Genomic DNA, 24,768 nt, shown 5'->3' with positions numbered 1-24,768 from the left:
CCTGTAGGAGCTGCCGAAGGCTGCGATCTTTTGCTTTTCGCCCCACATAAAAACCCGATAGAACTTCCGGACTCGCGCCAACCTCATAGCTAACAAGCCCTCCATTCTGGTAACGACATGGACCTTGTTATCGCCCGCCCCGAAGGCTTGTACTGCCCTGCCGGGGATTTCTATATTGATCCGTGGCGCCCGGTCGAGCGCTCGGTGATCACCCATGCCCACGGCGATCACGCCCGTAACGGCAATCAGCACTACCTTGCCAGCAGCGCCAGCGAAGGGATTTTGCGCGCGCGTCTGGGTCAGGACATCAACCTGCAAACCCTCGCCTACGGCCAGCGGCTGACCCACCACGGCGTGACCTTGAGTTTCCATCCGGCCGGGCATGTGCTCGGTTCGGCCCAGGTGCGTCTGGAATACGGCGGTGAAGTCTGGGTCGCGTCCGGCGACTACAAGATCGAACCCGACGGCACCTGCGCGCCGTTCGAACCGGTGCGCTGCCACACCTTTATCACCGAATCGACCTTCGGCCTGCCGATCTACCGCTGGCAGCCACAGGCGCAGGTGTTCAGCGAGATCAACCAGTGGTGGCAGGCAAACATCGCGGCGGGCAAGGCCAGCGTGCTGTTCTGTTATTCATTCGGCAAGGCTCAGCGGATCCTGCACGGTATCGACGCCAGCCTCGGCCCGATCCTCAGCCACGGCGCCGTCGAGCCGTTGAACCGGGTCTACCGCGAGGCCGGCGTGTACCTGCCGCCGACGATCTACGCCGGCGACATCAAAAAATCCGACCCGATCATGCGTCAGGCGCTGGTCATCGCCCCGCCCTCGGCCGGTGGCAGCACCTGGATGCGCCGGTTCGGTGATTTCAGCGACGCCTTCGCCAGCGGCTGGATGCGCCTGCGCGGCACCCGCCGGCGGCGCGGCGTGGATCGTGGTTTTGTGCTGTCGGATCACGCCGACTGGCCGGGCCTGCTCTGGGCCATCGAACAGACCGGCGCCGAACGGGTGATGGTCACCCACGGCTCGATCGGCGTGCTGGTGCGCCATCTGCGTGAACAAGGCCTGGATGCGCAAGGCTTCAACACCGAATACGGCGACGATGAAGAGGAAAACATTGACGCCGAACCTGCCATCGCCGAGGTGCAAGCATGAAAGCCTTCGCCGAGTTGTATGCCGAACTCGACGCCACCACGTCCAGCAACGCCAAACTGGCCGCCATGCAAGCCTACTTCGCCCAGGCTGCACCGCAAGACGCGGCATGGGCGGTGTACTTTCTGTCGGGCGGGCGCCCGCGACAACTGGTGCCGGTGCGCATCCTGCGCGAACTGGCGGTGGAGGTCTCGGGGTTGCAGCCGTGGCTGTTCGAGGAAAGCTATCAATCCGTCGGCGATCTGGCGGAAACCATTTCGCTGGTGCTGCCAGAAAACCTGCACAGCTCCGAGGCCGGCCTGGCCGAATGGATCGAAGACAAGCTGCTGCCGCTGCGCGGTGAAACCCCGGAGTATCTCGCCCGCCAACTGCCCGCACTGTGGTCGCAGCTGGACCGGCCGAGCCTGATGCTGTGCATCAAATTGATCACCGGCAGCTTTCGCGTCGGCGTGTCGAAACTGTTGGTCACTCGCGCATTGGCATCGATGGCCGGCCTCGACAGCAAACGTGTGGCGCAGCGACTGGTGGGTTACACCGACCTGTCGAACCGGCCGAACGCGGCCAGCTACCTGAAACTGATCGCTCCGGAATCCGCCGACGAACACGCTCAGCGTGGCGGTCAGCCCTACCCGTTTTTCCTCGCCCATGCCTTGTCGCAATCGGTGGAGGAGTTCGAAACATTGCTGGGCCCGGCGAGCGACTGGCAGGTGGAATGGAAGTGGGATGGCATCCGCGCGCAGGTGGTCAAACGTGAGGGGCGGTTGTGGGTCTGGTCGCGCGGTGAAGAACTGGTGACCGAACGCTTTCCCGAATTCGATACGTTGATCCACGCGTTACCCGACGGCACGGTGATCGACGGCGAAATCGTGGTCTGGAAAAGTACCCATCCGAGCACCGAAGACGCCTTCGATCCGCAATCGAGCGCGCCACCAGCGGTGCAACCTTTCGCCCTGCTGCAGCAACGCATCGGGCGCAAAACCCTCGACAAGAAAATCCTCGAAGAAGTGCCGGTGGTGGTGCTCGCCTACGACTTGCTGGAGTGGCAGGGCGAAGACTGGCGCAACCGTCCGCAGGCCGAACGGCGTGCGCAACTGGAGCAGGTCATCGCCCACGGTAACAACCCGGTGTTACTGGCCTCGCCGATTCTCACCGGGAGTGACTGGTTGGATCTCGCCCGGCAGCGTGAAGCCTCACGGCGACTGGGGGTCGAGGGCATGATGCTCAAGGCCCGCGACGCCCTGTATGGCGTGGGCCGGACCAAGGACATGGGCGTGTGGTGGAAGTGGAAGGTCGATCCGTTCAGCGTCGATGCGGTATTGATCTACGCCCAACGCGGCCATGGCCGGCGCGCCAGTTTGTACAGCGATTACACCTTCGCCGTGTGGGATGGCCCGCCCGAATCCAGCCAACGAGCGCTGGTGCCGTTTGCCAAGGCCTATTCGGGGCTGACCGACGAGGAGATGCGTCAGGTCGACAGCATCGTACGCAAGACCACCGTGGAAAAATTCGGCCCGGTGAGCAGCGTCAAACCGAGTCTGGTGTTCGAACTGGGTTTCGAAGGGATCGCCCTGTCGCGACGGCACAAGAGCGGCATTGCCGTGCGTTTTCCGCGCATGCTGCGCTGGCGGCAGGACAAGACGGTGGATGAGGCAGATAGCCTGGCAACGTTGCAGGATTTGTTGGCCTGACCCGGTTTTCCGGGACATACCTCCAATCGTGCTGAATGAACATCCTGTAGTGAGTGGATTTTCTGGTGAGGAGATCTTGTGGTGAGGGGATTTATCCCCGATGGGCGCGAAGCGGCTCCCCATCATTACTTTCAGTAAACCGCGTGTACCGGATTTGCGACTGCTGCGCAGCCGATCGGGGATAAATCCCCTCGCTACAAGTATTCTGAATCACTAAAAAATGCGTGCCTCGACCCAACTTGGTGCAGCCTTCAACAGCCGCCCGGTTCCGTGCACCAATCCCTTTCTCTCTCCCCTCCCCCAACCTTTTAAAACACTTGTTCGGGACTCTGGTTCGGAAATTGCTACTTTCTATAGGTCGTACGCGTTCCAGTAACAATAATTCTGCGCCACAAGCGCTCATATTGGTTCTTAGGGATTGAATAATGAAAAAAGCATTGCTGACCCTTTCTGCACTGGCGTTGTGCATGGCTGCCGGCTCCGCGCTGGCCAAGGAATACAAAGAGCTGCGTTTTGGCGTTGATCCTTCCTACGCACCGTTCGAGTCGAAAGCGGCCGACGGCAGCCTGGTGGGCTTCGACATCGACCTGGGCAACGCGATCTGCGCCGAGCTGAAGGTCAAGTGCAAATGGGTTGAAAGCGACTTCGACGGCATGATTCCGGGCCTCAACGCCAACAAATTCGACGGTGTGATTTCGTCGATGACCGTGACCCCGGCCCGTGAAAAGGCGATCGATTTCTCCAGCGAGCTGTTCTCCGGCCCGACTTCCTACGTGTTCAAGAAGGGTTCCGGCCTGAGCGATGACGTCGCCTCTCTCAAGGGCAAATCCGTCGGTTACGAGCAAGGCACCATCCAGGAAGCCTACGCCAAGGCCGTACTGGAGAAGGCCGGGGTGAAAATCCAGGCTTACGCCAACCAGGACCAGGTCTACGCCGACCTGAAAAACGGCCGTCTCGACGCCTCGATCCAGGACATGCTGCAAGCCGAACTGGGCTTTTTGAAGTCGCCGGATGGCGCCAACTACGAAGTCAGCAAGCCGGTCGACAGCGAATTGCTGCCAGCCAAAACCGCTGTCGGTATTAAGAAAGGTAACAAAGAGCTGAAGGCACTTTTAGATAAAGGTATCAAAGCGTTACACGATGACGGCAAATACGCCGAGATTCAAAAGAAACACTTTGGCGATCTGAATCTGTACAGCGGTAAATAATGCCCTGGCGCCCATCACTCGATGGGCGCCTTTTCCATCCGCTCAGGTTGCTGATTTATGTTCGAAAACCTCTTACAAAATCTGGGGCTCTCCGCCTTCAGCCTCAAGGGCTTCGGTCCGTTGCTGTTGGAAGGCACCTGGATGACCATCAAATTGTCGGCGTTGTCGCTGCTGGTGGCCGTGTTGCTCGGTCTCTTGGGCGCCAGTGCCAAACTGTCGAAATCCAAACTGCTGCGCCTGCCTGCCCAGCTCTACACCACGCTGATTCGCGGCGTACCGGATCTGGTGCTGATGCTGCTGATTTTCTACAGCCTGCAAACCTGGCTGACCGCCCTGACCGACGTCATGGAGTGGGACTACATCGAAATCGACTCCTTCACCGCCGGGGTGATCACCCTGGGCTTCATCTATGGTGCGTATTTCACCGAAACCTTCCGTGGCGCGATTCTCGCCGTACCGCGCGGTCAGGTCGAAGCGGCCACCGCCTACGGCCTCAAACGCGGCCAGCGCTTTCGCTTCGTGGTGTTCCCGCAAATGATGCGCTTCGCCCTGCCAGGCATCGGCAACAACTGGATGGTAATGCTCAAGGCCACCGCGCTGGTGTCGATCATCGGTCTGGCGGATCTGGTCAAAGCCGCGCAGGACGCCGGTAAAAGCACCTATCAACTGTTCTACTTCCTGGTACTCGCCGCCTTGATCTATCTGCTGATCACCAGTGCATCCAACGTCATCCTGCGCTGGCTCGAGCGTCGTTACGCCGCCGGTGCCCGGGAGGCCGTACGATGATCGAACTCCTGCAGGAATACTGGAAACCCTTCCTTTATACCGACGGCACCAACATCACCGGGCTGGCGATGACGATGTGGTTGCTCAGCGCCTCGATCTTCATCGGGTTCCTGGTGTCGATCCCGCTGTCGATTGCCCGGGTGTCCTCGCACTTCTATGTGCGCTGGCCGGTGCAGTTCTACACCTACCTGTTCCGTGGCACGCCGCTCTACATCCAGTTGCTGATCTGCTACACCGGGATCTACAGCCTGGCCGCCGTGCGCGCGCAGCCGTTGCTCGACAGTTTCTTTCGCGATGCGATGAACTGCACAATCCTCGCGTTTGCCTTGAACACCTGCGCCTACACCACGGAGATTTTCGCCGGGGCGATCCGCAGCATGAACCACGGTGAAGTCGAAGCGGCCAAGGCCTACGGTCTGACCGGCTGGAAGCTGTATGCCTACGTGATCATGCCCTCGGCGCTGCGCCGTTCGTTGCCGTATTACAGCAACGAAGTGATCCTGATGCTGCACTCGACCACCGTGGCCTTCACCGCGACCATCCCCGACATCCTGAAAGTGGCACGGGACGCCAACTCGGCGACCTACCTGACCTTCCAGTCGTTCGGCATCGCCGCGCTGATCTACCTGACCATTACCTTTGCGCTGGTCGGCCTGTTCCGCCTCGCCGAACGCCGATGGCTGGCCTTCCTCGGGCCGACCCACTAGGAAACCCTGTAATGCGACACCAGATCCATGACCTGTTGGCCCCGGTGCCGGGGACCGCACGCCAGATCCACAGCTTCCACTTCGGCCCGGAGCAGGCCCAAGGCAAGATCTACATCCAGTCCTCGCTGCATGCCGACGAAATGCCCGGCATGCTCGTGGCCTGGCACCTCAAGCAGCGCCTGGCGGAGCTGGAAGCCGCCGGGCGCCTGCGCAGTCAGATCGTGCTGGTGCCGGTGGCCAATCCGGTCGGCCTTGAACAAGTGCTGATGGACGTGCCGCTGGGCCGTTACGAGCTGGAGAGCGGGCAGAACTTCAATCGCTGGTTCGTCGACCTCAGCGAAGAAATCGGCAACGACATCGAGGGCCAACTGGGCGACGACCCGCAACGCAACCTTGAGCTGATCCGCGCCAGCCTGCGCAACGCCCTCGCCCGCCAGACGCCCGCCACACAACTGCAATCCCAGCGCCTGACCCTGCAACGGCTGGCGTGTGATGCCGACATGGTGCTGGACCTGCATTGCGATTTCGAATCGGTGGTTCACCTCTACACCACGCCCGAGGCGTGGCCACAGGTCGAGCCGCTGGCGCGTTACATCGAAGCCCAGGCGAGCTTGCTGGCCACCGATTCCGGCGGCCAGTCGTTCGACGAATGCTTCACCCTGCTGTGGTGGCAACTGCAGGAACGCTTTGGCGAGCACTTCGAGATTCCGCTGGGCAGTTTTTCGGTGACCGTGGAGTTGCGCGGCCAGGGTGACGTCAATCACCCGATGGCCAGCCGTGACTGCCAGGCCTTGATCGATTACCTGATCCAGTTCGATGCGATCGTCGGCGAGACCCGGCCGCAACCGCCCTTGCCCTTCCCCGCAACACCGCTGGCCGGTGTCGAACCGGTGACCACGCCGGTCGGTGGCTTGCTGGTGTACACCGCCACGGCCGGGCAATACCTGCAAGCCGGGCAACAGATTGCCGAAATCATCGACCCGATCCACGACCGGGTCACCCCCATTCATTGCACCGCTGCCGGCGTGATGTACGCCCGCTCGCTGCGGCGCATGGCCACTGCCGGCATGGTGATCGCCCACGTGGCGGGTGCCGAAGCCTATCGCAGCGGCTATCTACTTTCGCCTTGAGGATGTCTGTCCCATGTACAAATTGACGGTTGAAGGTCTGCACAAAAGCTATGGCGACCATCAGGTACTCAAAGGCGTTTCGCTCAATGCCAAAACCGGCGACGTGATCAGCCTGATCGGCGCCAGTGGCTCGGGCAAAAGCACCTTTTTGCGCTGCATCAACTTCCTCGAACAACCCAACGATGGCGCCATGAGCCTCGACGGCCAGGCGATCCGCATGGTCACCGACCGCCACGGCATGCATGTCGCCGACCCGAATGAACTGCAACGCCTGCGCACGCGACTGGCCATGGTGTTCCAGCACTTCAACCTGTGGAGCCACATGACCGTGCTGGAAAACATCACCATGGCCCCGCGCCGGGTACTGGGTTGCAGCAAACAGGAAGCGGAAGACCGCGCCCGCCGTTACCTGGACAAGGTTGGCCTGCCGGCGCGCGTCGCCGATCAGTACCCGGCGTTTCTCTCCGGCGGCCAGCAACAGCGGGTGGCGATTGCCCGGGCGCTGGCGATGGAGCCGGAAGTGATGCTGTTCGACGAACCGACCTCGGCACTCGACCCGGAGCTGGTGGGCGAAGTGCTGCGGGTGATTCAGGGGCTGGCCGAGGAAGGCCGGACGATGATCATGGTGACCCATGAAATGAGCTTCGCCCGCAAAGTCTCCAGCCAGGTGTTGTTCCTGCATCAAGGGCTGGTGGAAGAAGAAGGCGCGCCGGAAGACGTGCTGGGCAATCCGCGAAGCGAACGGCTGAAACAGTTCCTCAGCGGTAACCTCAAGTAACCCGGATCTCCAATGTAGGAGCTGCCGCAGGCTGCGATCTTTTGATTTTGCTTTTCAAGATCAAAAGATCGCAGCCTGCGGCAGCTCCTACAGGGGATTGCGGCGTGATTAAACCTTTCGCCAGTCGGCGCGGTCACTGAAGGAACACGTTCAGAGCGCACGCCGCCGGTATGCCGACCTCCACCGACTTCGCAAAACTCTGGTTCAGCGCACGCAACTGGAAGCCGTTCGCCTTTCAAAAGCAGGTGTGGGCCGCCGTCAAACAAGGTCAGTCGGGGTTGCTCCATGCCAGCACCGGCGCCGGTAAAACCTATGCGGTGTGGTTCGCCGCGCTCAACCGCTTCGCCCGTTCAGCCGCCCCCGCAGCCACGACCAGCAAACGCAAACCCCAGAGCGAACCGCTGACCGTGCTGTGGATCACGCCGATGCGCGCCCTCGCCGCCGACACCGCGCGCGCCTTGCAAGCGCCGGTCAGCGATTTGCAGATTCCGTGGAGCATCGGTCTGCGCACCGGCGACACCAGCAGCGCCGAACGTGCGCGTCAGGGCCGGCGCCTGCCGACTACGCTGATCACCACCCCGGAAAGCCTGACCCTGCTGCTTGCCCGAGCCGACGCCAGGACTGCGTTGTCGAGCCTGCGGATGATCGTTGTCGATGAATGGCACGAACTGCTCGGCAACAAACGCGGCGTACAGCTGCAACTGGCCCTCGCCCGCCTGCGCCATTGGCAACCCGAGCTGATCGTCTGGGGCGTGTCCGCCACCCTCGGCAATCAAGCCCACGCCGAACAGGTGCTGATCCCACAGGGCGGCGGGATCAGCGTGCAGGGCCACAGCGAAAAATCACTCAAGATCGACACCTTGATCCCACCCGCCATCGAGCGTTTTCCGTGGGCCGGGCACATCGGTCTGAAGATGCTGCCGCAGGTTGTCGCCGAACTCGACGCCTGCGCCAGCAGCCTGGTCTTCACCAACACCCGCGCGCAGTCGGAAATCTGGTATCAGGCGTTGCTCGAAGCGCGGCCGGACTGGGCCGGACTGATCGCGCTGCACCACAGTTCACTGTCTCGCGAGACCCGCGACTGGGTCGAGCAAGCGTTGAAGGACGGGCAGTTGAAAGCCGTAGTCTGCACCTCGAGCCTGGATCTGGGCGTGGACTTTCTGCCCGTCGAGCGGGTGCTGCAAATTGGCTCGGCCAAGGGTGTGGCGCGACTGATGCAACGGGCCGGGCGCTCCGGTCACGCGCCGGGGCGCACCTCGCGAGTGACGCTGGTGCCGACCCACAGCCTGGAGCTGATCGAAGCCGTCGCCGCACGCGATGCCGTGGCGCAACGCCACATTGAACCGCGCCTGTCGCCGCACCAACCGCTGGATGTGCTGGTGCAGCATCTGGTCAGCATGGCGCTGGGTGGTGGCTTTACTCCCGAAGAACTGTACGAAGAAGTCCGTGGAGCCTGGGCTTATCGTGATCTGACACTGGCAGATTGGGCCTGGGCGCTGGAGTTCGTACGTCACGGCGGGCTGTCTCTGACGGCCTATCCGGATTACCGCCGGGTCGAACCGGACGAAAACGGCGTCTGGCGCGTCTCCGATGCACGGCTCGCCCGCCGCCATCGCATGAGCATCGGCACCATCGTCAGCGATGCGAGCATCCATCTGAAATTCTGGAGCAAGGGTGGCGGCGGCAAGCAATTGGGCAGCGTCGAGGAAGGTTTCATCGCGCGGCTGAAACCGGGTGACGGCTTTCTGTTCGCCGGGCGTTTGCTGGAATTGGTGCGGGTGGAAAACATGACCGCGTATGTCAAACGCAGCACCGCAAAGAAAGCCGCCGTGCCGCGCTGGAATGGCGGGCGGATGCCGCTTTCCAACGAATTGGCCGCTGCCGTGGTCAGTCGCTTCACAGCGGCCGCGCGCGGTGAGTTCGCCAGCCCGGAAATGCACGCGCTGCAACCGTTGCTGCAAACCCAGGCGCGCTGGTCGGGTCTGCCCACTTCCGACAGTCTGTTGGCAGAGGTGCTGAAATCCCGCGAAGGCTGGCACCTTTTCCTCTACCCGTTTGCCGGGCGCCAGGTGCATCTGGGGCTCGCCAGCCTGCTGGCGTGGCGCATGAGCCAGCGTCAGCCGCTGACGTTCTCGATTGCGGTCAATGATTACGGGCTGGAGTTGCTCAGCGCCACACCGGTCGATTGGTCCGGGCAATTCGATGCAGCGCTGCTCAGCCCCGAGCATCTGCTGCGCGACGTGCTCGCCAGCCTGAATGCCGGGGAGCTGGCGCTGCGGCGCTTTCGCGAAATTGCGCGAATCGCCGGGCTGGTGTTCGCCGGCTATCCCGGCGCACCGAAAAGTACCCGCCAGGTACAGGCCTCCAGCGGATTGTTCTTCGAGGTGTTCAAGCAATACGACGCCGACAACCTGCTGCTGGCCCAGGCCGGAGAAGAAGTCCTGCGCGAAGAGCTGGATATTCGTCGTCTGGAACAGACATTGGCGCGAATCAACCGGATGAAACTGGACATGCACCTGATCAAACGGCCTACACCGCTGGGCTTTCCATTGCTGGTGGAGCGCATGCGTGAAAGCATGAGCTCGGAAAAACTCGCCGACCGCATCCGGCGCATGGTCGGTGATCTGGAGCAATCCGCCGACAAGGGTCAAGCCTCATGAGTGCAGCGTATCCCGTGCGCCTGGCCGGCGAGGAACTCTGGCTGCTGCCGGAAAAGGCTCTGTACTGGCCGGCGCAGCAAGCGCTGCTGATCGCCGACGTGCATTTCGGCAAGGCTGCGGCATACCGCAGCCTCGGCCAGCCAGTGCCACAAGGCACCACGACGGCGAACATCGAAGTGCTCGACCGCTTGCTGGCGAGGCTGCCCTGCCGGCAGCTGATTTTCCTCGGTGACTTTCTGCACGGTCCCGGTTCGCATGCGGCGGGTACGCTGAATGCCTTGGCCGAATGGCGCGCACGTCACGCGGATCTGCCGATGACACTGATTCGCGGCAACCACGACAAGCGCGCCGGGGACCCGCCGGCGGCACTGAATATTCGCGTGGTTCCGGAACCGATGCTGCTCGGGCCGTTCGCCTTGCAACACGAACCCGACCCGCACCCGGAACGGCATGTGCTGGCCGGGCACGTGCATCCCGTCTATCGGCTTAACGGCAAAGGGCGGCAGCGTTTGCGTCTGGCGTGTTTCCGGCTGGGCGAGGGTTTGAGCCTGTTGCCAGCGTTTGGCGCGTTTACCGGCGGCTTTGCGGTGGAGAAGGATGACACCTGCAGGATTTTCGTCGTCGGCGACAACGAAATATGGCCAGTCAGCTGAGGTATAGGGCACACCTCGGCCAACTGGCCATTATCGGGCAGCGGCTCAAGCCACTGGAGCGGGTGGCGGCTCGTCCGGCAGCGTCGGCTCGCCCGGTTCGGTCGGTTGTTCGTTGGGAGTATCGGGATCAGGCTGACCGGGAATGCCGCCAGCCATATGGAAAGCCGGGTGTGCCAACAATGACCAGGCCAAAACGCCAACCTGATTGGGCTCAAGCCTTGCCAGTTCGGCGGTGATATGCGGATCGATCTTCATGCAACCTCCTCGGCGAAGGCCCGTTTTGCCAGAAGCAAAAACGGGCAGTACACCCCATAGAGTGTCTGCCCGCCAAAGAATTCCCGCGAACTGCCGGACGGATCAGGTACGCGGCAGGGTCACGCCACGCTGGCCTTGATACTTGCCGCCGCGATCCTTGTAGGAAACTTCGCATTGTTCGTCGGATTCGAGGAACAGCATTTGCGCCACACCTTCGTTGGCGTAAATCTTCGCCGGCAGGTTGGTGGTGTTGGAAAACTCCAGGGTCACATGACCTTCCCACTCAGGCTCGAGCGGGGTGACGTTGACGATGATGCCGCAACGCGCATAGGTGCTTTTACCCAGGCAGATGGTCAATACGTTGCGCGGAATGCGGAAGTATTCGACGGTGCTGGCCAAAGCGAAGGAGTTCGGCGGGATGATGCAGACATCGCTGTGAATGTCGACAAAGCTGCCGGCGTCGAAGTTTTTCGGGTCGACGATCGCCGAGTTGATGTTGGTGAACACCTTGAAATGGTTGGTGCAGCGCACATCGTAGCCGTAGCTCGACACACCGTAGGAGATCACACGGCTGTCGTCGCTGCCGCGCACCTGGCGCTCGACGAAAGGCTCGATCATGCCGTGTTCCTGCGCCATGCGGCGAATCCACTTGTCCGATTTGATGCTCATGGCGGGTGTCCTGAATAGCGAGGTGGAAAAAATCTGTCCGGCATCTTACCGGGCGCGCCGCCGGGTTCAAAGTGTGCGCTGCAATTCTCGGCGAACACGCTGGAAATACGCGCCCTGGCGACGAAGCGTCACACCGCCGATCCTTAAAACAGAGAAACCTTCGCAAGAAGCATTGGCACGTTCCGGAAAAAGGGTTAAGGTGGCGCCACTGTGCTGCTTGTGTCACTGAGAATCTCTACACGATATGTTGAATTTCGATCCAACCATCTACAAGAATTTTTCCTGCTCTTTGCACTCAGTCTCGGCCAGGGTTCTTCCTGAGTCGCAGTTATCTTTGTTCAAGGAGTTACACCATGTCTAATCGCCAAACCGGTACCGTTAAGTGGTTCAACGATGAAAAAGGCTTCGGCTTCATCACTCCACAATCCGGTGACGACCTGTTCGTTCACTTCAAAGCTATCCAATCCGACGGCTTCAAAAGCCTGAAAGAAGGCCAACAGGTTTCTTTCATCGCTACCCGCGGTCAGAAAGGCATGCAAGCTGAAGAAGTACAAGTTATCTAACTTGTAGCTTCTTTAGAAAAGAGCCCCGCCCTCAAAAGCGGGGCTTTTTTGTGGGTGTCTGTTTTCCAGACGCAAAAAAAGATCGCAGCCTGCGGCAGCGCCTACANCAGGATAAATACCATTCCCCTGTAGGCGCTGCCGCAGGCTGCGATCTTTTGCTGGTGCCTTACCAGGCCACGCCGAACCCTGCGGTATAGCGGGTCTTGTTCAAATCTGCGTCTTTCGTGCCACTGATGATGTCGCGCTCGGCCTTGAGATTGAGCGACGCCCAGTCGGTGACCTTGTAACGCAGGCCCATCTCGGCATCCAGCGCGTAGTTGGCCACGTCCGACAGCGGCTTGCCCAGTTCGCCGTTGGTGAAGAACTCGACCTTCTTGCCGATCAGGTAGCGGTTGTAATCCCACTTCATCGCGACCGAATAGAAATTGTCCTTGCCGCCATCGCTGTACTCGTAATCGGTGCGGTTGAGCAGCGAGCCGAGCGAGAACGCCCCCAGCTCGTCGTCCCAGAACTGGTAACCCGGACCGGTACCGACCACGCGCTGACGTGACAGCTCTTCAACGTAATCACGCTTGTAGTTCAGGCGCCCCTGCCAGAACCACTTGTCGGTGAGGAAACGGTCGAGCGCGTATTCAGCGCGCCAGTTATTGGTGGTGACTGCGTCGTCCTGCACTTCGCGGTTGTATTCGCCCTCGGCAGTGTGCCGCCAGCGACCATGACGTGCGGTGGTCTTGAAGTCGATGTCGTAATCGTCGGTGTCCTTTTCCGCCCGCTGATAGTCCATCGCCAGGCCGATATTGCCTTTCCACACCAGATCCTCGACCACCGGTTTTGGTTTGAGAATCTGCTGGATACTCGCCAGCTCGACGGTTTTCGGCGCCTCGCCGTTGGCCAGAGTGACCTTGCCGTCATCGGCGGCGGTCAGCGACTTGGCCTTTTCACCGTTGTAGGCGTCCTGTTTCACCAGCAGTTCCTGATCGCTCTGCAGGGTCTTGACCTCTTTCCAGTCAATGGTGACCGCACCCGCGTACTGGGTCTGAATCAGCAATTTGCCGCCATCGAAAACGGAAATCTTGCCGCTCAATTTGTCACCGTTCTTCAACCAGACGGTGTCGGCAAGCAGGGGCGTGGATGCACTGAAAATAGCAAGGCACAGCAGGGTTCTGGACAGCATAAGCAGTTCAAGGGCTCAAGTTTGCGAAAAAAGGTCGGCATTATCCGTAGGAATAAGACCCTGACAAGGACTGACCGGACGATTTCCATTGAGTTCATTTCTCATCTGGCCGACGAGCGATTACGCTTAAGCCCATCCACACGACCGATGTTCAGGAACCGCACCGGTGAAAGAGCCGAACCCTCCCGATGAAAGCGAAGCGCAAATCCGACGCACGGCGCTTTATTCCACCCTTGCCCAAGTACCTGAAGGCAAAGTGGTCAGCTATGGTCAGCTGGCCGAACTCGCGGGTCTGGGGCGCGCCGCCCGCTGGGTCGGCCGGACCCTCAGCCAACTACCCGGCGATACCAAACTGCCGTGGCACCGGGTATTGGGTGCCGGCGGTCGGATCAGCCTGCCGCTGGGCAGCCCCTCGGGAGACGAACAACGGGCACGATTACGTTCTGAAGGCGTCACCATCCTGAACAATCGTGTGGATATTCAGCGCCATGGCTGGCGTCCGATAGAGCACAGCGGTTAGAGTGCGCGCTTTGTTTTCGCAATCTTGAGGCAGACTTCAGCCCATGCCCCGTAAAACCTGGCGCGCCGCGCTAGCCGCCTATGCCAGTCCTTCGACGCTCGTGCTGTTGTTGCTCGGTTTTGCTGCCGGCCTGCCGTACATGCTGGTGTTTTCGACGCTGTCCGTCTGGCTGCGTGAAGCCGGCGTTGCCCGTGAAACCATCGGCTACGCCAGCCTGATCGGTCTGGCCTACGCCTTCAAATGGGTCTGGTCACCGCTGCTCGACCAATGGCGCCTGCCTTTATTGGGCAAGCTCGGCCGCCGCCGTTCGTGGCTGGTGCTCTCGCAGTCGTTAGTGATTCTGGGCCTGATCGGCATGGGCTTCTGTGATCCGCAGAAACACCTGTCCTGGCTGATCGCCATTGCCGTTATCGTCGCCTTTGCCTCCGCCACCCAGGATATCGCGGTCGACGCCTATCGCCTGGAAATCGCCGACGACAGCCGTCAGGCCGCACTGGCCGCCAGTTACATGTCCGGCTACCGCGTCGCCGCCCTGCTGGCCACGGCGGGCGCGCTGTTCTTCGCCGAAGGCTTCGGTTCCACCGGCTTCAACTACCAACATTCAGCCTGGACCGGCACCTACGCCCTGTTCGGGGTGTTGATGGTCCCTGCCCTGCTGACCTCGCTGCTGATGCGCGAACCGCCCGTGCCATTGCGCACGCAGTTGCAGGCCGGCCGCTACAGCTTCGTCCATCAGCTGGCCTCGGTATTCGTGCTGATCGTGTTGCTGGTGTCCGTTCCGGCAATGTTCACCCAGCTCTACAACACCGATTTCGCCAGCGTACTGTTCGGTCAGATGAGTCCGCTCGACCTGCTGCTCGAAGACCGCGCCTTCCTGCGAGCCATCCTCTATACCCTGCTCACCGGCCTGTGCCTGTCGACCATGGGCCGTCGCGGCCTGGCGCCAGTGCTGACGCCGGTCAACGACTTCATCCTGCGTTACCGCTGGCAGGCGTTGCTGCTGCTCGGACTGATCGCCACCTATCGGATGTCCGACACGGTGATGGGCGTGATGGCCAACGTGTTCTACATCGACCAGGGCTTCACCAAGGATCAGATCGCCAGCGTGAGCAAGATCTTTGGCCTGATCATGACCCTGGTCGGCGCCGGCATGGGCGGCCTGCTGATCGTGCGTTTCGGCATCCTGCCGATCCTGTTCATCGGTGGCGCGGCTTCGGCGGCGACCAACCTGCTGTTCGTGATGCTGGCCGACATGGGGCCGAACCTGCAGATGCTGGTGGTCACCATCTCCCTCGACAATTTCAGTTCCGGGCTCGCGACCTCGGCGTTCGTCGCCTACCTGTCGAGCCTGACCAACCTCAAGTTCTCGGCGACACAGTACGCCCTGCTCAGTTCGATCATGCTGTTGCTACCGCGCCTGATGGGCGGTTACTCCGGTGTCATGGTCGAGAAGTTCGGCTACCACAACTTCTTCATGATCACCGCACTGCTCGGCGTGCCGACACTGCTGCTGATCGCCCTGCACTGGTTCCAGGAAAATCGCCGCGCGGGCCCGACGCCAACGCCCGAGCCTGCACCAACCTCCGTCGTCGAAGAGTCGTAGGACATTTCAGATACGGCGGGAGGATTCCCGCCGTAGCGCCTCACCGCCGAGCGCAATCCTGTACGTCGGCAAATCTCGCCGGTACACTGCTCCGTCATTTCCAGTCATAGCAACCGACAACGGCCAACCATGCGCACCAGTCAATTTTTGCTCGCCACACAGAAAGAAACGCCTTCCGATGCGGTCGTCGTCAGCCACCAGCTGATGCTGCGCGCCGGCATGATCCGCAAACTCGCTTCGGGCCTGTACACCTGGCTGCCGATGGGCTTGCGGGTAATGCGCAAGGTTGAAGCCATCGTTCGCGAAGAAATGAACGCTGCCGGTTCTCTTGAAGTGTTGATGCCGAGCACCCAACCGGCCGAGCTGTGGCAGGAATCGGGGCGCTGGGAAGAATACGGCCCTGAGCTGCTGCGCATCAAAGACCGCCACGGTCGCGACTTCTGCGCGGGCCCTACCCACGAAGAAGTGATCACCGATCTGATGCGCAACGAGTTGAGCAGCTACAAGCAGCTGCCGATCAACCTGTACCAGATCCAGACCAAATTCCGTGACGAAATCCGCCCACGCTTCGGCTTGATGCGTGGCCGTGAATTCATCATGAAGGACGCCTACTCGTTCCACGCCGATCAGGCTTCGCTGCAGGTCACCTACGACCGCATGCATCAGGCGTATTGCAACGTGTTCACCCGCCTGGGCCTGAAATTCCGTCCGGTTGAGGCCGACAACGGTTCGATCGGCGGCGCTGGCTCCCACGAGTTCCACGTACTGGCCGAGTCCGGCGAAGACGACATCGTCTTCAGCAACGGCTCCGACTACGCGGCGAACATCGAGAAAGCCGAAGCCGTGCCACGCGAAACCTCGCGTCCGGCACCAGCGGAAGAGCTGCGCCTGGTCGACACCCCGGACACCAAGACCATTGCCGCGCTGGTGGAAAAATTCAATCTGCCGATTGAAAAGACCATCAAGACCCTGATCGTCCACGCCGAAGAACCAGGCAAGCTGATTGCGCTGATCATCCGTGGCGACCACGAGCTCAACGAAATCAAGGCTGCCAACCAGCCAGGCGTTGCCAGCCCGCTGGTCATGGCTTCCGATGCCGAACTGCGTGACGCCATTGGCGCCGGCGCCGGTTCCCTCGGCCCGCTGAACCTGCCACTGCCGATCATCATCGATCGCTCGGTCGAACTGATGAGCGACTTCGGCATCGGCGCGAACATCGACGACAAGCACTACTTCGGCGTGAACTGGGAGCGTGATCTGCCGGTTCCGACCGTTGCCGACCTGCGTAACGTCGTGGCCGGCGACCCAAGCCCGGACGGCAAAGGCACGCTGGAAATCAAGCGCGGCATCGAAGTCGGGCACATCTTCCAGTTGGGCAACAAGTACAGCAAGGCGATGAAGTGCGAAGTGCTGGGCGAGAACGGCAAGCCGGTCACGCTGGAGATGGGTTGCTACGGTATCGGCGTATCCCGCGTGGTCGCTGCCGCCATCGAGCAGAACAACGACGACAAAGGCATCATCTGGAGCGACACCCTGGCGCCGTTCCAGATCGCCCTGGTACCGCTGCGCTATGAAACCGAGCAGGTGCGCGAAGCCACTGACAAGCTGTACGCAGAACTGACGGCGGCCGGTTTCGAAGTGCTGCTGGACGATCGCGACAAGAAAACCAGCCCGGGCATCAAGTTCGCGGACATGGAGCTGATCGGCATTCCTCACCGGATCGTGGTCAGTGACCGCGGCCTCGCCGAAGGCAACCTGGAATACAAGAGCCGCACCGAGGCCGAAGCGCAAGCGCTGCCGGTCGCCGATGTGCTGTCCTTCCTTCAGGCCCGTATCCGCCGCTGAATCCAGATAGAGACCTCATGTTCAAGCGAAACACCTTGGGCCTCGGTGGCGCCGCCTTGTGCGGCGCCCTGCTGGTCAGCGGCTGTGCCAATCAGATGTCACAGCGCAGCGAGCACGAAGAGCGGGTCGAGCGCAAACTGCTCGACCACAGCCTGCAGATCGATGTCGGTGAGCCTAAGGTGCTCGAGCTGCCGCAACGACGTGTGAAGATCAACGAACAGAAGACCTTCGAAGTCACCGAGTTCGAAGTCACACGCCGTTACGACCGCTACACGCCTTACCAGCCCTGGCGCGAAATCTATGAGATTCCGTTGGGTGCAGTGGCGGTGGTCGCTGGTATCGGTGCCAATGTGGTCAACGTGTTCGCTTTGGGCAATCTGCCGGACAGCGTGACCAAGGACTGGCTGAACTACGGCATTGCCGGGGTCAACCCGTTCATGAACGTGCAGTCTCACGGTCGTGCACAACAGAACCTGGCCGGTATCGATGAAGTCCAGCGCGACAAGCGCACGGAATATTCGAGCCTGCCGTGGAGCGAGCGCCCGGTGCAGGTCAAGGCCGGCAAGCAGACCTTCGACATGACCACTGACCGCAACGGCGTGCTGCGCCTGAACCTGCTGGACAGTCCGTTCGCCGAAAATGACCTGAATCACATCGGCAAACTGCAGATCAGCGTCGAAGACGGCAAGGATGACGTGCACAGCGATTCGTCCCTGGCGATCAGCAGTCATTTGCGCAGCAAGTTGCTCGAAGCCCACGGGTTGATTTATGACGATCTGGAAGACGACGAAGTGAGCCAATGGGTCCACCGAGTCAAGCGCCTGTCGGAGCTGGGTCTGGAAGAAGAAGCCAGCGAACTGGAGCAAAGCCTGATCGAACTGACGCGTAACGATCCTGAATTGCAGGCCGAGTTTCTCAAGTCGCTGACCAAGGATGCCGGGCGCCTGGTGGCTGATCCTGGACCGAATTAAGCCTTAAAAGATCGCAGCCTGCGGCAGCTCCTACANGGAACGCATTCCAATGTAGGAGCTGCCGCAGGCTGCGATCTTTTGACTTTTAACGCTCAAACAACTCCATCTGCTCAAACCCGCCGCGCAAGTCCTCCAGCCGGACCCCCACGCCCAACAATCGCACCGGTTTCCCGCCACGGTTGAACGCTTGCGTCAGCATCAACTGATAACTGCCCAGATCGCGCCCTGCCCCGGCCTGCTCCAGTGTGGTCTGGGTAAAGTCATGGAACTTCACTTTGACGAACGGCTTGCCCGGGCGATAACTGCTGTCGATCCGCTCCATGCGGGTTTTCAGGGTGTCCAGCAGTTCCGGCAGCTTGTCGAGGCAACTTCGCAGATCCGGCAGATCGACGTCGTAGGTGTTTTCCACGCTGATTGACTGACGGCGACTGTCGTTATGCACCAGCCGGTCATCAATCCCACGGGCCAGACTCCAGAGTCGCTCACCGAAACTGCCGAATTCGCGCACCAGCGCCAACTTGTCCCACTCGCGCAATTGCAGGCAATCGGCGATGCCGAGTTTGCCCAGCTTGTCCGCGGTGACTTTGCCGACGCCGTGCAATTTGCTCACCGGCAGACCACTGACGAAATCTTCCACCTGATCCGGAGTAATGACGAACAGCCCGTTGGGCTTCTTCCAGTCACTGGCGATCTTGGCCAGAAACTTGTTCGGCGCCACACCCGCAGACACGGTGATGTGCAACTGATTGGATACGCGCCGGCGAATATCCTGAGCGATACGCGTGGCGCTGCCGCCAAAATGCGCGCTGTCGGAGACGTCGAGATAGGCTTCGTCCAGCGACAGCGGTTCGATCAGGTCGGTGTAATCGCGAAAGATCGTATGAATTTCCTTCGAGGCTTCGCGATAGGCGTCCATGCGTGGCTTGACAATGGTCAGGTCGGGGCACAGCTTCAAGGCATGGCCTGATGACATTGCCGAGCGCACACCGTAGGCCCGCGCTTCATAGTTGCAGGTTGCAATCACTCCACGCCGATCCGCCGACCCACCCACCGCCAATGGCTTGCCGGCCAGGTTCGGGTCGTCGCGCATCTCGATGGCGGCGTAGAAACAGTCACAGTCGACGTGGATGATTTTTCGCTGGGTCATGACAGAAAAGGAAACATGGCGAGCCGGAAACGCAGTATCTCACTCACACCTGTATATAGCACCAGTGGTCTGAAGGTTCTTTTCAGGTTGTAGGAAAACAACCATGAATTTATTTTCTCAATCGAGAATCACCGACCGATAGAGCTGAAAGCCTTGCCCCACCTGCCCTGCGCGCCCTTCTCCTGCACTGCAAAAAGCGCTAACCGATTGAACAGGAACAGATTTATCCAGATTCAAGGTTGACACCCCGGCGATCCTCTGTAGAATGCCGACACACAGACGCGGGATGGAGCAGTCTGGTAGCTCGTCGGGCTCATAACCCGAAGGTCGTCGGTTCAAATCCGGCTCCCGCAACCAAACATCAAAAAAGGCTACTCGAAAGAGTGGCCTTTTTTGTGCGCGTCTGTTTTTCAATCAACGCGCAGTCGAGCAAACAGGAATTCGTTGCATTTCCGAAACTTACCGTTGCGCTGCGACCGTTTGACGCAAATTCACACTTATTTGACCCTTTACGGGATTAGCGGTTGACACCTCGCCGTTCGCCTGTAGAATGCCGCCACACAGACGCGGGATGGAGCAGTCTGGTAGCTCGTCGGGCTCATAACCCGAAGGTCGTCGGTTCAAATCCGGCTCCCGCAACCAAACATCAAAAAAGGCTGCTCGAAAGAGTGGCCTTTTTTGTATCTGTGGAAAAAGTCCTTTCGCAACAATGATCTGTCACGCTGCAGTGAAACGCTCAGGATCATCAGACCCGCCCAGTTGCGACTATGCTTGAGTCGCAGGCAAGACGTCTGCAATCCATGACCCGCCCTCGCCGATCCCGGATGAGAGGCGTAGTATTTTGTGATTATTTTTTTCTACAGGGATTGGTAACTTGGCTGGATACCTCCATCCTGTCGCGCACAATCCAAGAGGTGATTGATGCGCGCCAACTCGTCTGATTCACAAGACACCGTCACAGCAGAACATCCGATCAAACCCGAGCGCCTGCGCTTGCTGGATCGGTTGAGCAAATATCGCCAGCCGATCGGTCTGGCGGTCACGTTGCTGCTGTTTGCCATTGCGCTGATTGCCTGCCGCCATCTGCTGAGCGAACTCGATCTGTATGCCCTGCATGACTCGATCCTGGCGGTGCCGAAACCGGCCCTGCTCGGCGCAGTGGCTGCTACGGTAGTCGGCTTCATCATATTGCTGGGCTATGAATGGTCGGCCAGCCGCTATGCCGGCGTGACACTACCGCCGCGCACTCTGGCGCTGGGTGGCTTCACCGCATTTGCGATTGGCAACGCCATCGGCCTGTCGCTGCTGTCCGGCGGCTCGGTGCGCTACCGTTTATATGCACGACATGGTCTGGGGGCATCGGAAGTCGCGCACATGACGCTGTTCGCCAGCCTGTCGCTGGGTTGCGCCTTGCCTCCGCTGGCCGCCCTCGCGACCCTGAGCGATCTGCCCGCCGCCTCCACTGCATTGGGTTTGTCAGAAGGCCTGCTCGGCACGATCGCCGCGGTGGTGCTGGGGCTTGGCGCGATTCTGGCCGTCGGCATCTATCGCCGCCGCCTGCCGGAGCAACCATACCGCGACAACTTGCTGGTCAGGGTCGGTCGCCGCACATTGCGCCTGCCGGGCCGGCGCCTGACCTTCCTGCAACTGATCATCACCGCCCTCGACGTCGCCGCCGCCGCCACCGTGCTCTATCTGCTGCTGCCGGAAGCCCCGCCGTTCGGCGCTTTCCTGCTGGTGTACCTGCTGGCCCTGGCCGCCGGCGTCCTCAGCCATGTGCCGGGCGGGGTCGGGGTCTTCGAAGCGATCCTGCTGGCCGCTTTCGCTGACACCCTCGGCGCCGCGCCGCTGGCCGCCGCCCTGCTGCTGTATCGCCTGATCTATGTGGTGCTGCCGCTGCTGGTGGCCTGCCTGTTTTTGCTGATCAACGAAGGCCAGCGCCTGTTCCAGACCCAGACCATGCGCGCAGCGTCCGGTCTGGCCGCGCCGATTCTGGCGGTGCTGGTGTTCCTGTCCGGCGTGGTACTGCTGTTTTCCGGTGCCACCCCGGAGATCGATACGCGCCTTGAACACATCGGGTTTCTGATCCCGCATCGCCTGGTCGACGCCTCGCACTTCGGCGCCAGCCTGATTGGCGTGTTGTGTCTGTTGCTCGCTCAGGGCCTGCGCCGTCGCCTGTCAGCGGCGTGGATGCTGACCACTATTCTGTTGCTGGTCGGCGCCCTGCTGTCGCTGCTCAAAGGCTTCGACTGGGAAGAAGCCACGCTGATGACGCTCACCGCGGCGCTGCTCGGGGTGTTCCGCCGTTCGTTCTATCGTCCGAGTCGCCTGACCGAACTGCCGTTCTCGCCGCTGTATCTGGTGGCCAGCCTGTGTGTATTGGGCGCTTCGACATGGCTGCTGCTGTTCGCCTATCAGGACGTGCCGTACAGCCATCAACTGTGGTGGCAGTTCACCCTCGACGCTGACGCCCCGCGCGGCCTGCGCTCGCTGCTCGGCGCGGCGGTGCTGTTGCTGGTGATCGCCCTGACCTGGCTGCTGCGCACCGCACGCCCGGTGATTCATCTGCCCACCCCGGACGAACTGGATCGCGCCGCGAAAATCCTGATGGCCTCGTCGCAACCCGATGGCGGCCTCGCCCTGACCGGTGACAAGGCGCTGCTGTTTCACCCCAACGACGAGGCGTTCCTGATGTACGCCCGTCGCGGCCGCAGCCTGGTGGCGCTGTACGACCCGATCGGCCCCGGCCAGCAGCGTGCCGAGATGATCTGGCAGTTCCGCGACCTGTGCGACATCCATCACACCCGTCCGGTGTTCTATCAGGTGCGCGCCGAGAACCTGCCGTACTACATGGACATCGGCCTGACCGCGATCAAGCTCGGCGAAGAAGCCCGGGTCGATCTGCATCGCTTTGACCTGGAAGCCAAGGGCAAGGAGATGAAAGACCTGCGCTACACCTGGAACCGTGGCACCCGCGACGGTCTGTCGCTGGAAATCCATGAGCCGGGCCAGGCGCCGATGGATGAGTTGAAAGTGATTTCCGATGCGTGGCTGACCGGCAAGAACGTGCGCGAGAAAGGCTTCTCCCTCGGCCGTTTCAGCGACGATTATCTGAAGCATTTCCGCATTGCGGTGATTCGCTTCGAGGGCCGCCCGGTGGCGTTCGCCAACCTGCTCGAGACTTACAGCCATGACCTGGCCAGCCTCGATCTGATGCGCTCGCACCCGGACGCCCCTAAGCTGACCATGGAGTTCCTCATGGTCGGCCTGATTCAACACTATAAGAGTCACGGATACGCGCGCTTCAGCCTGGGCATGGTGCCGTTGTCGGGGTTGCAACCCCGGCGAGGTGCACCGCTGACCCAGCGTCTGGGCTCGATGGTCTTCCGCCGTGGTGAGCAGCTGTACAACTTCCAAGGCTTGCGCCGCTTCAAAGACAAGTTCCAGCCTGACTGGGAACCCCGTTATATGGCAGTGCCCGCCGGACTCGATCCGCTGGTGGCGCTGGCCGATACTGCTGCCCTGATCGCGGGCGGCTTGACTGGATTGGTGAAACGCTGATGATTCAACGCTCCCTGAAGTACATCCTGGCCGCACTGATCGTGCTGGCCGTGATTGCCGGCGGCGGTTACTGGTACCTCAAACGCCCGGCACCGCAACCGACACTGCAACCACTGACGGCTGCCGACGGCACGATCATGACCCGCGTCATTCCCGGCACCCAGCCCAAGGCTCAGGTGCTGGTCGCGGTCAATGACGACCAGAAGCTGACCGACAACCAATTGAGCACTCTGAGCCGCAGCGCCTCGGCGCAGATCGTTCAGGTGATTCTGCCCAAGGACTGCCTGCAACAAAGCCGCGCCCTGCAAACCGGCCTGCGCGAACTGAATGGCCCGGCCACGCTGGTCAGCGGTATCGGCCCTGGCGCGGTGCTGGCCTGGCGCTGGTTGTCCGAGCAGAAGGACGACAAGGCCCAGGCGATCTCGGTCGACCTGGCGCTGGAAAAACCCGGCTGCACTCACCTGCTGCCGAAGTCCGCGGCTCATGGCCATTGGCTGGTGGCATGGAACGACAACCCGGACGACACCAGCGCCGGTTTCGTGCGCGATCAACCGAACGCCGAAACCAGCATCAGCGACTACGACATCAACCTGCCGCAGGTGCTGAACAACGAACTGCGCAAGATCCTCGTCGGCGGCGACAAGGCCAATGGTGGTCTGGCGATCCCGGTGGTTGAAGTGCCAGCCGGTCAGGCCAAGGACACCGTGACCCTGTTCCTCTCCGGTGACGGCGGCTGGCGCGACCTCGACCGCGACGTCGCCGGCGAGATGGCCAAGATTGGCTACCCGGTGGTCGGCATCGACACCCTGCGCTACTACTGGCAGCACAAGAGCCCTGAGCAAAGCGCGCTGGATCTGACCGAACTGATGCAACACTACCGGCAGAAATGGGGCACCAAGCGCTTCATCCTGACCGGTTACTCGTTCGGTGCCGACGTCCTGCCGGCGATCTACAACCGCCTGCCAGACACCGAGCAGCAACGCGTCGACGCCATCATCCTGCTGGCCTTCGCCCGCACCGGCAGCTTCGAAATCGAAGTCGAAGGCTGGCTCGGCAACGCCGGCAAAGAAGCCGCCACCGGCCCGGAAATGGCCAAGCTGCCCGCCGCCAAAGTGGTGTGCATCTACGGCGCCGAAGAGACCGACGAAAGCGGCTGCACCGACAAGACTGCCGTCGGCGAAGCGGTAAAACTGCCCGGCGGCCACCACTTCGACGAGAACTACCCGGCGCTGGCCAAGCGCCTGGTGGACTTGATCGAGAAGCGTCAGAGCAAGGATCAGCCGGCAGAGTGATCTGAGCCGGCCAAACAAAAAGCCCCCGCAGCCTTACGCTTGCGGGGGCTTTTTACATTCCAGCCGCCACCAAAATCCCCTGTGGGAGCGAGCCTGCTCGCGAAAGCGGTGAGTCAGTTAACATATTCGTCGACTGACACTACACCTTCGCGAGCAGGCTCGCTCCCACAGGAAATCAGTGCCAGATGTTTAGTGCCCACGACCTGCGCGGACGATAACCGAATCCGAAGCCGATCTGCCTGAATGCACCTCATAACCTTGCAGGAGCTGGCTTGCCAGCGATGGCGGTGAGTCAGTCGACATTGATTCTTGATGTGCCGGACTCATCGCTGGCAAGCCAGCTCCCACAGGGGATTTGTGGTGGACTTGAGGTTTATGTGCGGGCACAAAAAAGCCCCCGCCAGCCAAA

Annotated in this window: 20 protein-coding genes and 2 tRNA genes; 18 read left to right on the top strand and 4 right to left on the bottom strand. The window is 60.9% G+C overall.

Going from position 1 to position 24,768, the window contains the following annotated elements:
* The first annotated feature begins 117 nt into the window (after positions 1-117).
* From ACTJKS_RS03100 to pdeM, 9 genes are all read left to right on the top strand, one after another.
* A complete protein-coding gene (locus ACTJKS_RS03100) occupies positions 118-1,152 on the top strand; it encodes a ligase-associated DNA damage response exonuclease (RefSeq protein ID WP_047601187.1) in 1,035 nt (344 codons plus the stop codon).
* Positions 1,149-2,837, top strand: coding sequence for an ATP-dependent DNA ligase (locus ACTJKS_RS03095; protein ID WP_108181878.1), 1,689 nt, complete (start codon positions 1,149-1,151; stop codon positions 2,835-2,837). The genes ACTJKS_RS03100 and ACTJKS_RS03095 overlap by 4 nt, the downstream gene beginning before the upstream one ends.
* Positions 2,838-3,262: 425 nt before the next feature.
* A complete protein-coding gene (locus ACTJKS_RS03090; RefSeq protein WP_003222321.1) occupies positions 3,263-4,045 on the top strand; it encodes a transporter substrate-binding domain-containing protein in 783 nt (260 codons plus the stop codon).
* 57 nt (positions 4,046-4,102) lie between these two features.
* Positions 4,103-4,831, top strand: a complete 729-nt coding sequence (locus tag ACTJKS_RS03085) for an ABC transporter permease (RefSeq protein WP_003222319.1) — start codon at positions 4,103-4,105, stop codon at positions 4,829-4,831.
* Positions 4,828-5,538, top strand: coding sequence for an ABC transporter permease (locus ACTJKS_RS03080; RefSeq protein WP_041070638.1), 711 nt, complete (start codon positions 4,828-4,830; stop codon positions 5,536-5,538). The genes ACTJKS_RS03085 and ACTJKS_RS03080 overlap by 4 nt, the downstream gene beginning before the upstream one ends.
* Before the next feature lie 11 nt (positions 5,539-5,549).
* The gene (locus tag ACTJKS_RS03075; RefSeq protein WP_108181877.1) at positions 5,550-6,668 is read left to right on the top strand and encodes a succinylglutamate desuccinylase/aspartoacylase family protein; all 1,119 of its coding nucleotides are present in this window, start codon (positions 5,550-5,552) and stop codon (positions 6,666-6,668) included.
* 13 nt (positions 6,669-6,681) lie between these two features.
* Positions 6,682-7,446 (top strand): ABC transporter ATP-binding protein, encoded by a 765-nt coding sequence (locus tag ACTJKS_RS03070; protein WP_108181876.1) that lies wholly within the window; start codon positions 6,682-6,684, stop codon positions 7,444-7,446.
* Between the two features lie 170 nt (positions 7,447-7,616).
* Entirely contained in the window at positions 7,617-10,106 is a 2,490-nt protein-coding gene (locus ACTJKS_RS03065; protein WP_108181874.1) for a ligase-associated DNA damage response DEXH box helicase, read from the top strand.
* On the top strand, positions 10,103-10,759 hold the full coding sequence (pdeM, locus tag ACTJKS_RS03060; RefSeq protein WP_108181873.1) for a ligase-associated DNA damage response endonuclease PdeM: 657 nt from the start codon (positions 10,103-10,105) through the stop codon (positions 10,757-10,759). The genes ACTJKS_RS03065 and pdeM overlap by 4 nt, the downstream gene beginning before the upstream one ends.
* Positions 10,760-10,804: 45 nt before the next feature.
* Here the strand turns inward: pdeM and ACTJKS_RS03055 are convergent, their stop codons facing one another.
* Both ACTJKS_RS03055 and dcd read right to left on the bottom strand, forming a co-directional pair.
* The gene (locus ACTJKS_RS03055) at positions 10,805-11,014 is read right to left on the bottom strand and encodes a hypothetical protein (protein WP_047292047.1); all 210 of its coding nucleotides are present in this window, start codon (positions 11,012-11,014) and stop codon (positions 10,805-10,807) included.
* Between the two features lie 102 nt (positions 11,015-11,116).
* On the bottom strand, positions 11,117-11,683 hold the full coding sequence (gene dcd / locus ACTJKS_RS03050; protein ID WP_003222308.1) for a dCTP deaminase: 567 nt from the start codon (positions 11,681-11,683) through the stop codon (positions 11,117-11,119).
* 353 nt (positions 11,684-12,036) lie between these two features.
* Here dcd and ACTJKS_RS03045 point away from each other — a divergent pair, with 353 nt between their 5' ends.
* Positions 12,037-12,246 carry a cold-shock protein gene (locus ACTJKS_RS03045; protein WP_002554837.1) on the top strand — a complete coding sequence of 70 codons (210 nt, stop codon included), beginning with the start codon at positions 12,037-12,039 and terminating at the stop codon, positions 12,244-12,246.
* A gap of 166 nt (positions 12,247-12,412) precedes the next feature.
* On the opposite strand, the gene ACTJKS_RS03040 is transcribed toward ACTJKS_RS03045, so the two are convergent.
* On the bottom strand, positions 12,413-13,420 hold the full coding sequence (locus ACTJKS_RS03040; protein ID WP_108181872.1) for a DUF481 domain-containing protein: 1,008 nt from the start codon (positions 13,418-13,420) through the stop codon (positions 12,413-12,415).
* A gap of 166 nt (positions 13,421-13,586) precedes the next feature.
* Here ACTJKS_RS03040 and ACTJKS_RS03035 point away from each other — a divergent pair, with 166 nt between their 5' ends.
* From ACTJKS_RS03035 to ACTJKS_RS03020, 4 genes are all read left to right on the top strand, one after another.
* Positions 13,587-13,940: an MGMT family protein gene (locus ACTJKS_RS03035; protein ID WP_108181871.1), complete on the top strand. Its 354-nt coding sequence runs from the start codon at positions 13,587-13,589 to the stop codon at positions 13,938-13,940.
* Positions 13,941-13,983: 43 nt separating this feature from the next.
* Entirely contained in the window at positions 13,984-15,543 is a 1,560-nt protein-coding gene (locus ACTJKS_RS03030) for an AmpG family muropeptide MFS transporter (protein WP_108181870.1), read from the top strand.
* Positions 15,544-15,672: 129 nt separating this feature from the next.
* Positions 15,673-17,388: a proline--tRNA ligase gene (locus ACTJKS_RS03025; RefSeq protein WP_041070725.1), complete on the top strand. Its 1,716-nt coding sequence runs from the start codon at positions 15,673-15,675 to the stop codon at positions 17,386-17,388.
* A 17-nt stretch (positions 17,389-17,405) separates the two neighbouring features.
* Positions 17,406-18,359: a hypothetical protein gene (locus tag ACTJKS_RS03020; protein ID WP_027614341.1), complete on the top strand. Its 954-nt coding sequence runs from the start codon at positions 17,406-17,408 to the stop codon at positions 18,357-18,359.
* Between the two features lie 85 nt (positions 18,360-18,444).
* Here the strand turns inward: ACTJKS_RS03020 and dinB are convergent, their stop codons facing one another.
* Positions 18,445-19,506 carry a DNA polymerase IV gene (gene dinB / locus ACTJKS_RS03015; protein ID WP_047292012.1) on the bottom strand — a complete coding sequence of 354 codons (1,062 nt, stop codon included), beginning with the start codon at positions 19,504-19,506 and terminating at the stop codon, positions 18,445-18,447.
* 280 nt (positions 19,507-19,786) lie between these two features.
* On the opposite strand from dinB, the gene ACTJKS_RS03010 reads away from it, so the two are divergent.
* The 4 genes from ACTJKS_RS03010 (at position 19,787) to ACTJKS_RS02995 (ending at position 24,359) form a co-directional block, all read left to right on the top strand.
* Positions 19,787-19,863, top strand: a tRNA-Met gene (locus ACTJKS_RS03010).
* Positions 19,864-20,071: 208 nt separating this feature from the next.
* Positions 20,072-20,148, top strand: a tRNA-Met gene (locus ACTJKS_RS03005).
* Positions 20,149-20,427: 279 nt separating this feature from the next.
* Positions 20,428-23,067 carry a bifunctional lysylphosphatidylglycerol flippase/synthetase MprF gene (gene mprF / locus ACTJKS_RS03000; protein ID WP_108181869.1) on the top strand — a complete coding sequence of 880 codons (2,640 nt, stop codon included), beginning with the start codon at positions 20,428-20,430 and terminating at the stop codon, positions 23,065-23,067.
* Entirely contained in the window at positions 23,067-24,359 is a 1,293-nt protein-coding gene (locus ACTJKS_RS02995) for a virulence factor family protein (RefSeq protein ID WP_108181868.1), read from the top strand. Before mprF ends, ACTJKS_RS02995 begins: the two co-directional genes overlap by 1 nt.
* The last annotated feature ends 409 nt before the right edge of the window (positions 24,360-24,768 follow it).

The organism is Pseudomonas sp. 22189 (genome assembly GCF_052045635.1).
GTDB lineage: Bacteria > Pseudomonadota > Gammaproteobacteria > Pseudomonadales > Pseudomonadaceae > Aquipseudomonas > Aquipseudomonas parakoreensis.
The sequence above is the reverse complement of the archived record's forward strand: the minus strand, read 5'-3'. Positions and strand labels throughout refer to the sequence as shown.